Source organism: Haloarcula sebkhae, from assembly GCF_014647415.1.
Lineage (GTDB): Archaea > Halobacteriota > Halobacteria > Halobacteriales > Haloarculaceae > Haloarcula > Haloarcula sebkhae.
On the sequence record NZ_BMPD01000020.1, the window covers coordinates 1 to 745 of the forward strand.

The following is a 745-nucleotide window of genomic DNA, read 5'->3' on the forward strand; positions in this document are numbered from 1 at the left end:
GGCACTGTCTAGTTGAGCGAGTTTGAGAAGTGAGCAGGCCGTTGCGAGAACTGTTCATGGAACTCGCAGACCTGCTCAGAGAAACCTTGGAAACAGACAGCCAAGACGTTTGGGAGAACGAGCGCACCCCGACACCCGTCCGGCGATTTGGGGTGCGTCTCCACGCGGCGGGGCTGTCGATCAGGGAGACGGTCGCTATATTAGAATCACTGGGTGTCGACCGTTCTCACGGCGCGGTCTGGAATTGGGTTCATACGTTGTCTGAAGCACAAAGCGACCCGCCGACGGCGTCGCCGTCGCGGGTCGCGGTCGATGAGAAACAAATCGAGGTTGATGGCGAAAAAAAGTGGCTGTACGCCGCTGTCGACACCGAATCAAAGCTGCTGCTCGAAGTTGACGTGTTCAGCCGCCGCGGGACTGACCCCGCGGCGGCGTTCCTGCATCGACTCACCGAGAAACACGATGTCACCGAGACAGTGTTTCTCGTCGATGCTGGCGGCTATCTGACTGCCCTCTCTCGCCACGATTTGAGCGGTCGGCTTGACTATCGACTCCGGAACCACATCGAAAAGTGGTTCCAGACTGTGACCATGCGAATCGACCGCTTTCATTCCTTCTGGAGGGGCAGTCAATCCAGCGCGAAACAGTGGCTACGACGCTTCAGACACCACTACAACCACGAACGACCGAACCAAGCACTCGACGGACGAACGCCAGCTGAGGAGATTCAGAACTAGACAGTGCC

General features: G+C 57.9%; 1 protein-coding gene. It reads left to right on the top strand.

The window, feature by feature from the left end; genetic code table 11:
* The first annotated feature begins 56 nt into the window (after positions 1-56).
* A complete protein-coding gene (locus IEY38_RS21150; protein WP_004592119.1) occupies positions 57-737 on the top strand; it encodes an IS6 family transposase in 681 nt (226 codons plus the stop codon).
* Positions 738-745: the final 8 nt, after the last annotated feature.

Bases quoted from the DNA above. Each gene is read 5' to 3' on its own strand.
- IEY38_RS21150 (WP_004592119.1), top strand. From the start codon at position 57: ATGGAACTCGCAGACCTGCTCAGAGAAACCTTGGAAACAGACAGCCAA.